Raw genomic sequence first — 8,253 nt, 5'->3', positions numbered from 1 at the left:
TGGGATGGATGCGTATATCCCAAAATAAGAATACGCCCGCGAATTCCGGATCGGCGCAAGGCAATTCCTTCCGACAAACTGGCCACGGACCATCCGCGCACCCCAGCCCGCTGAAGAACATGTGCCACAAGGGATGCACCATGTCCGTATCCGTCCGCCTTCACCACCGCCATGACGGGAGTATGTGCTTGTGTTTGTAATACGTGTACATTCTGCACTAGTGCGGTGCAGTTGATTTCTCTCCACGCACGTATATTTTGCGGCTGTGGTATAGGCCGCAAACGCATAAGGAGCCATGCGCCTGTAAAACTTACAAAAACAACCGCCCCAAAGTGAAGCAAACTGTTCTCGACTAAAAAAGCCTGCTGTCCGCAAATTTTTGCTATTCCGCGCACTACAACAATGCACCATGGATGCAGTATATAAACAAACATGGAAACTTTACGGGCCTTTTGGGACGATGCGCCATTGTATGCCAGCAATCCACTGAATAAAAACACCGCACACAGTGGAAGGAATAGATACATACTGTCGTGACGTTGCACTCCCATTTTATGCAACCACAAAGCTTCCGCACTCATGGCGGCAAGCGTAACTGTGAAGCCCCAAAAGCATTTTTTGCCACCCAAGGGAATGCGTACCGTTCCTAACAAAAGAAACAGCGGTGCAAAAAACAATCCATTTCTGCTATATCCGAATACGGAAAACACCCCTTCATAAAAGGCTTTCAAAAATGGAACTTGTTGAATCAATCCGTAATAGCTATCTCCCCCCAAACCGATCAGGTAAAGGATACTCGCAATAACAAATGCCATCTTTCTTTCCAGATGCCCGAGAGCCCATACAATCAATACGCCCAATACTATCGCCGGAAAATACCAAAGATGGTAGAACGTTCCTCTAAACAAAAGATCCTGCAAAAAGCCGCCTATTGACCAATTGCCCGCATACAGATTCAGTGGAAAATATAGAAAGACCGACACTGCATAAAGCAGCAATATCTTGCGCAAAAAATGGACATTGTTCCTTTTCAGAAACTTTCCCGTGACCATGAAAAAGAAAGGAACTGCTATTCGAGCCAAAACACGTGTTAACCAGAAGTCGCCTATGGCACTGACGCTGGCCAGAGGCGAAGTATGAATGGCGATTACAAGAACAGCAGCGATCAGGCGGAAATCATCAAGAGCTGAAATGGACTTTTTCCTCATGTGATTACCTCCAAACCGTCACAATAAACCCATCACAGTTGTCTCCCGAAATCTGGACGCACCCATCTGGAACTGTGCATACCGTACGTTCTCCCATACAAGGCACATAAAAAATTTGAGCAGTAATTTTTTCATCCGGCGAAAATGTAACAGGCCCCCTTTTTAGAAACTCTGTATATTCTTCCAAACAAAGGTCATTGTGCTCCAAAATTTGCGCGTGGGGTGTGCCCACATAACGGAAATGCCAAGGTTCTTCCGCAATCTCTGTAATTTCTTCTTTCCCAGCTCGATAACGCTGAACAAAGCCCCACCGTGTTGCTCTGCGGCGAAATGCACCGCACACGCCGTCGAAAGGAAAATCCGGCCGGATAAAATCGATGACATCTGCAGCCTGTCCTAAATCAATGGCCAACCCTGTCTGATGCTCACTGCATCCGGGTCTGGCCACATAGCGTTCGGTAAACATTTCTCCTTCCTGACAAAGTGTATCGTTCCAAATCTGCATTTGTTGTCTTGCGCTGCGCCAACCGGATACCGGTACAATTTTCCCCTGTCCACCTACGTTTCGAATACATTCTAGCAAGGCTCCTGCCGCACGACTCTGCATCTTAATCCCTGCCCCTATCTCTGCAAGCTGCACCCCGGCCACCGAACGATACGGATGCGTTCTATTCACCACAATCAAAGTGCCATCCCAAATCTGATGGCGGAACAGTTCCATTGTTTTCATTCTTCCAGCCCCAAATCCACCAATTTCTCAAGCAGTTCATCAAAATTCAGACCGATTCCTCGCATCATATTGGGATATCGGCTGTGTGAAGTAAATCCCGGAATGGTGTTGATTTCATTGAAAACAATTCTTCTGTCCGGAGTAAAAAACAAATCCACCCGAGCAAAGCCTCTACAACCCATCGTTCTGTAAAGTATTTTTGCGGTTTCCTGCACACGGATGGCATCCTGAGCAGAAATGCGAGCCGGACAATGGATCTTTGAGCTTTTTAACGTGTATTTTTCTTCGTAGTCAAAAAAGCCTGCAGACAATTCAATCTCATCCACTAATCCCACTGTCAACGTGTGATTTCCCAGCACCGCGCACCCCACTTCAAAACCATCCACTGCCTGTTCCAGCAAGATTTGGTCATCGTGTTCAAATGCATTCTGCACCGCCTGTTTTAATTGCTTTTTTTCTTCAACTCGCGTAATTCCAAACGATGAGCCCGCGCGCACTGGTTTGACAAACAATGGCCAGCCAATCTTTTCTGCCTCTTGCTCGATTTTGGAAAAAGCATCTTCCCGCTCGAAAACCATTCCCATGGGAACTTCTATTCCGACCGCCCGCGCCAAAGTGTGCGCCCGTGCTTTGTCCATACACAAGGAACTCGCCAATGTCCCGCATCCCACTAGAGGAATTCCCGCCAGCTCTGCCAAACCTTGTACGGTTCCATCCTCGCCGTTTTTGCCATGCAGCACAGGAAATAAAACATCGAATGGGAAGCACATCTGATGATCACCGAACACAATCAATTCACGTTTTCCTTTATCCGGAGAGAGTGCACAAGAGTTGCAGAACAGAGGATCCTCGCACCATGTACCATCCTGAATTTTCTCCAAGGCGCCATTGTAATAAAGCCATTCTCCTTGGCGAGTAATTCCCACAGTCAAAACAGAATACCGACGCGCATCCAAATGCGTAAGTACTGCATACGCTGACTGCAAAGACACTTCGTATTCTGTGGAACACCCTCCAAATAAAACTGCAACCACGGTTTTTGACATAAATATCTTCCTTTCATCGCACAAAGGCGGCATTTCAATTTGACAGTCTCATACTATCAAACCAAAACGCCGCCTTTTTTTCGCTTTTCCTACGCCTTTCAAAATAAATTCTTGCAAAATTCTTACATGACTTCTCCATAATAAAAAGGACCGTTCTTTGAACGGTCCTTTCACATTTTTCTATTTAGTTTTCTAATTTCAAACATTTTTTGGGACATACTGTAGCACAAATCCCGCATCCAACACAGGCCTGTGCATTGAGAGTCCACGTTTTTGCAGCCCGATCCACCGCAATTGCTTGCTGCGGGCACTTTTTGGCGCACAAAGTACAATAAACACATTTTGTAGCATCGTTGACCGGTTTACCACCCGTACTCGTCGCCTTTTCAGAAGACACCGGACGCGTAAACGTTTCACTTTGTTTTTCAGGACCCGGTTGTGTATATCCCTGCGCCATCGTCAAACATTTTTTGGGGCAAACGTTCACACAATTTCCGCATTGCACACAGTCAAACCGCTGAATGGTCCAAGTACCGGCGCTCCGGTCAACCGACAAAGCCCCTGGCGGACAATTTCGAACGCATAACCCGCAACTGATGCAATCCTCTATTTTAATCTCGACATGTCCACGCATTCGCTGCGGATATTGGGCCGGTGCAAAAGGATAAGCCGTAGTGACAGGTTTTGAAAACAAGTTTTTCAGAACAGTCTGCGCGAAAGGAAGAAATCTCAAACTTGCCATACTCTTATCACCTCTCCGTACAACTGATACAAGGATCAATGGTCAAAATCAACAGAGGCACATCCGCAAGCTGGCATCCCTTCAAAAGTTCCAACATCGGCGGAATATTGCTGGTTGTGGGAGTGCGCAGACGGAAACGATCCAAAAATTTTGTTCCGTTCGCCTTCACATAATAAATGGCCTCGCCCCGAGGCTGCTCAATGCGCATAAAATGCTCGCCTTGCGGATTTCCCTTTACCGGCACGCTGATCGGACCATTGGGAATTTTTCCGACGGCCTGCCGAATAAGCGCAAACGACTGGTAAATTTCCTGAATACGAACCTGACACCGGGCATAGGAATCCCCATCCTGAGAGGTAATCGGTTCGAACTCCAATTCATTATACGCCGCATATCCCAGTTTACGCGCATCGTAGGCGATTCCGCTGGCACGCCCCATGGGGCCCACCGCTCCCAGAAGTACCGCTTGCTCCTTTTTTAAAACACCCATTCCGCGCAGACGGGTTCCCACTGTATAATCGCCCAAGAATGCCTCCGCTATGGGACGAATTTCCTTTTCCATCTCAGTTGTGGCTTCCACAATTTTCATAAGCATGCTATTGTCCATGTCCTTGAGGACACCACCAATGCAGTTGACGGAAAAAATCACACGGCCGCCTGTAGTCAAGTCAAACAAATCCAAAATCTTTTCCCGAAGGCGCCAGGATTCCATAAACAAACTTTCAAATCCCATTGCATCCGCCAACAGGCCCAACCAGAGAAGATGACTGTGAATCCGGCTCATTTCCATCCAAATCGTGCGCAGATACTCCGCGCGGCGAGGTGTTTCCACCCCCATGATTTTTTCCACACTCTGGCAGTAACCCATTCCGTGTCCAAAGCTGCAAATTCCACACACGCGCTCAGCAATGTACACGTATTCTTTAAAATCTTTTTTCTCCACCAGTTTTTCAAGGCCACGATGCACAAATCCTATGCTAGGCACAGCCTCTACAACGGTCTCGTCCTCCAGTACCAAGTCCAGATGAACCGGTTCCGGAAGAACCGGGTGTTGGGGTCCAAAGGGAACAATACTTCTTTTTGCCACTGCCTTTCACCCCTTTTCCTTGAACGGCATGTCCTGATCAATTCGGTACAGCCTGTGCTGATAATCGTTTTCCATACTTTCGATGTTTACGCCAAACAGTTCTGCTACCTCGTTCTCCTGAATAAACGCACAAGGATAAACCTGTGTGATACTGGAGACCGGCTGATCCTGATTCACTGTTAGACGCAAAGTTCGCATATCGTATTCCTTCGCAAAGGAATAACTTAGCTCGTACTGTTCCGGCAAGCGGGCAGCACAAATCTGTACCACTCGCCAGCCATCCATTTTAAAGCGAATCACAGAAGGCAGAAACTGCTCCATTGTGATTGGCTCAATCGTATTCATATATTCCATTGGAACGTTCCTCCTCACGCGCCGCCATTTTTCTTTTGAAGCGCATAGGCTTCACGTTTTTCCTGCAACAACGCCACGGCTTTTACCACACCATCGATAATCGCCTGCGGTCTGGCAGCACAACCCGGCACATAAATATCCACCGGAATCACTGTATCCACGCCGCCTTTAATGTTGTAGCACTCTTTAAATACACCGCCGGTGCAGGCACAAATTCCCACTGCAACAACCACTTTAGGATTGGGCATCTGCTGATAAATCTGCTTTACAACACTTTCACTCTGGCTGTTCACACCGCCCGTAATCAGCAAAATGTCCGCTTGGAAGGGGTCGCCTGTGTTGATGATACCAAAACGTTCAATATCATACACCGGTGTCATACAAGCAAGAACCTCAATATCACAGCCGTTACAACTGCTTGCATCGTAATGAAGCAGCCAGGGAGATTTTGCAAGTTTTGCCATAGTTCTGTCTGCCTCCTTATCGAATCAACATCAAAATCAAGAAATTGAGACCGCCTGTCAGCAATGTGACAACCCAACAACTATTCAAAAGTGTTTTCCATTTAACACGCGCACTCACATTGTCCCACAGAATCTCAAGGAAATAGGCCACAAGGCATGCAACGATTGCCAACGGCCAGCTCCACCAATGTTCATTAATAAAAAACAATGCAACTATGCCAAGCAAAAGAATCATTTCGTAATACTCAGCAATGCTCATGATTGCCAGCGTAGGTCCCGCCATTTCCGTGGTCAGGCCTTTTACCATCTCTTGATGAGCGTGGTGGCTGGTGGACAAATCAAAGGGAGATTTACGCAGCTTGATTGCCATGATAAACAAGAATCCAAGCAAAAAGCCCGGCATTGCCAAAACCGAACTATACGGCATGCGAATGATATCTCCTACATGGAACGAACCTGTTGCAAGATAGAATCCCACCGCCAGCAAAAGCGTCAGCGGCTCATAAGCCATCATCTGAATCATTTCACGGCTCGCTCCCATCATTGAAAAAGGAGAGGAGTCGCTGGACGCGGCCAAAATCAAAAACATATCTGCCGTAGAAAGGATAAATAGACACATCAAAATGTCCTCGCCTGCAAACAACATGGCTCCTGCCACCGCCAGAAAAACCAAATAACTCAGATTCAACAGCATCTGAACATTGTTGACCGCAATCATCTGTTTGGAAAACAATTTGGACAAATCATAAAAAGGCTGAAGCAACGGTGGCCCCTGACGCCCTTGCATTCTGGCCGTCAAAATACGGTCTGCCCCCTCTAAAAGGCCGCCTACAAGCGGCGCCAAAAGCAAATACAAAACAACCGACAGAACCTGCATTACACGGCACCTCCAATAATCAGGCAGAGCATAACGATCAAAATTCCCGTAGATATAATAACGGAAGGTCGCATCAGCCGGCGCCGGCCAAACTCAAAGCGCAAATACCAGTTTGTCAGGTATAAGTGCTCCGGTTCACCATAGCTGTTTACGAAATAAGTATTATCGCCTTTGTTTGCTCCACCCATATAGATGGGAACATAATCCCGATGTGCTGAACGCGTGACAAGGAACATCGTCGCAGGCACAAAAATGACAGACGCCAGCATGACCGCCATCGTAGTAAGCACACTCATGGAAAGCACTTCGTGCGAAGCGCCGAAGATTTCCAAAATAATCGGGTTGACCACAAACGTTGCCAAGAACGGGAACAACAGGCACAGCAAAAGCATACTAACTGCATGAACGTACATGGACAAATACTGATCTTTTCTCGTTACGTCCTTTACTTCGATACTGGTATGATGCAACGAAACCAGCTTGGAAAGCCATTTGGTCCAATACAACATCGTAGTGGCACTACCGTAAGCCAAAAAGATGACCAGCAAGTAATTGCCCGCATCCACAAACGCCTTCAAAGCGACCCATTTGGAAATCAGCATTCCAAACGGCGCCAGATACATGCCCGCAATGCCAATGCCCATAATATAAGTAAGACGAGGAAGCCGCAGCAAAAGGCCATGCATATCCTCAATATCCCGGGAACCCAAGCTGTTCTCCACGGAGCCAACCGCTTGGAACAGCATGGACTTGCTTACCGAGTGGAAAATCATCAACAAAACAGCCGCCCAGATGGTCTCCTCTACGCCGATGCCCGCGCAAGCCACGATCAATCCCAAATTGGAGACCGTAGAAAAGGCCAAAACTTTCTTTCCATCATTCTGTGCAATGGCCATCATGCTGGCCGCAATAAACGTAAATCCGCCAATCAAAGACACCATGGTTCCCGTCAGAGTACCACACAAAGCCGGTGCAAGGCGAATCAAAAGGTACACACCTGCCTTCACCATCGTAGCGCTGTGCAATAGAGCGCTGGACGGTGTGGGAGCCACCATCGCCCCCAAGAGCCAAGAGGAAAACGGAAGCTGGGCAGACTTAGTCAGTCCTGCTACAGCCAACAAAGCTACCGGGATTACAGCCTTTGCTGCAACTACTTCTCCCAACTGAACGCTTCCAATCGTAGCAGCCGCGACTGCAATGGCGATCGCAAAGCCCAAGCCACCCAACAGGTTCATCCACAGTGCGCGGAAACTGTTGTGGATTGCTTCTTCTGTGCGCGTATATCCAATCAAAAGGAAAGAGATCACGCTGGTAATTTCCCAGAAGAAATACATCCAAACCAGATTTTCGGACAAAACAAGGCCAAACATCGCTCCTAAAAACAGGAACAGCACCGAAAAGAAAAAGCCGCTTCTGTTCTGGAACTCCGTATGATGGTGATGATATGCCTGCATATATCCTACCGAATAAATGCAAATAAAACCGCCCACAAATGCCACAATCATACACATCAACATGGTCATGCTGTCAATTTGCATATGAGCAGCAGAAGACACTTCTGAAGTGAACTCAGACCAAAGCAATACAGCCGTCTGCCCCACAGACAACAAAATTACCGGGTACTTTCGATGTTTGATGCTTTGGTAGACGATCAGAGCCATTAAAAAAAGCTCTCCAACGAGCATTCCATGATCCACCAGCTCTGTATTATGATAGAACGTCATGATTTGTGCGCCATCGGCCAG

Annotated in this window: 9 protein-coding genes; all 9 read right to left on the bottom strand. The window is 47.4% G+C overall.

All coding sequences use genetic code 11. The features are described 5' to 3' along the window. On the bottom strand, positions 1 to 1,208 hold a 1,208-nt coding region (locus AB5H98_RS11825; protein WP_367926100.1), incomplete at its 3' end, for an alanine racemase. A gap of 4 nt (positions 1,209 to 1,212) precedes the next feature. Further along, the gene (locus tag AB5H98_RS11820; RefSeq protein ID WP_367926099.1) at positions 1,213 to 1,938 is read right to left on the bottom strand and encodes a D-alanyl-D-alanine carboxypeptidase family protein; all 726 of its coding nucleotides are present in this window, start codon (positions 1,936 to 1,938) and stop codon (positions 1,213 to 1,215) included. Further along, entirely contained in the window at positions 1,935 to 2,984 is a 1,050-nt protein-coding gene (gene vanG, locus AB5H98_RS11815) for a D-alanine--D-serine ligase VanG (protein ID WP_367926098.1), read from the bottom strand. The genes AB5H98_RS11820 and vanG overlap by 4 nt, the downstream gene beginning before the upstream one ends. A 184-nt stretch (positions 2,985 to 3,168) precedes the next feature. Further along, entirely contained in the window at positions 3,169 to 3,726 is a 558-nt protein-coding gene (locus tag AB5H98_RS11810; RefSeq protein WP_367926097.1) for a 4Fe-4S dicluster domain-containing protein, read from the bottom strand. A gap of 7 nt (positions 3,727 to 3,733) precedes the next feature. Further along, positions 3,734 to 4,813, bottom strand: coding sequence for a nickel-dependent hydrogenase large subunit (locus AB5H98_RS11805; RefSeq protein ID WP_367926096.1), 1,080 nt, complete (start codon positions 4,811 to 4,813; stop codon positions 3,734 to 3,736). A 6-nt stretch (positions 4,814 to 4,819) separates the two neighbouring features. After that, the gene (locus AB5H98_RS11800; RefSeq protein WP_367926095.1) at positions 4,820 to 5,167 is read right to left on the bottom strand and encodes an NADH-quinone oxidoreductase subunit C; all 348 of its coding nucleotides are present in this window, start codon (positions 5,165 to 5,167) and stop codon (positions 4,820 to 4,822) included. A gap of 14 nt (positions 5,168 to 5,181) precedes the next feature. After that, positions 5,182 to 5,631 (bottom strand): NADH-quinone oxidoreductase subunit B family protein, encoded by a 450-nt coding sequence (locus AB5H98_RS11795; protein ID WP_367926094.1) that lies wholly within the window; start codon positions 5,629 to 5,631, stop codon positions 5,182 to 5,184. A 16-nt stretch (positions 5,632 to 5,647) separates the two neighbouring features. After that, positions 5,648 to 6,508, bottom strand: a complete 861-nt coding sequence (locus tag AB5H98_RS11790) for a respiratory chain complex I subunit 1 family protein (protein ID WP_367926093.1) — start codon at positions 6,506 to 6,508, stop codon at positions 5,648 to 5,650. Further along, positions 6,508 to 8,253 (bottom strand): NADH-quinone oxidoreductase subunit L (locus tag AB5H98_RS11785; RefSeq protein WP_367926092.1); only part of this gene is annotated, 1,746 nt, incomplete at its 5' end. The genes AB5H98_RS11790 and AB5H98_RS11785, both read right to left, overlap by 1 nt.

This window comes from uncultured Ruthenibacterium sp., assembly GCF_963558415.1.
Taxonomy (GTDB): Bacteria; Bacillota; Clostridia; order Oscillospirales; family Ruminococcaceae; genus Ruthenibacterium.
The sequence above is the reverse complement of the archived record's forward strand: the minus strand, read 5'-3'. Positions and strand labels throughout refer to the sequence as shown.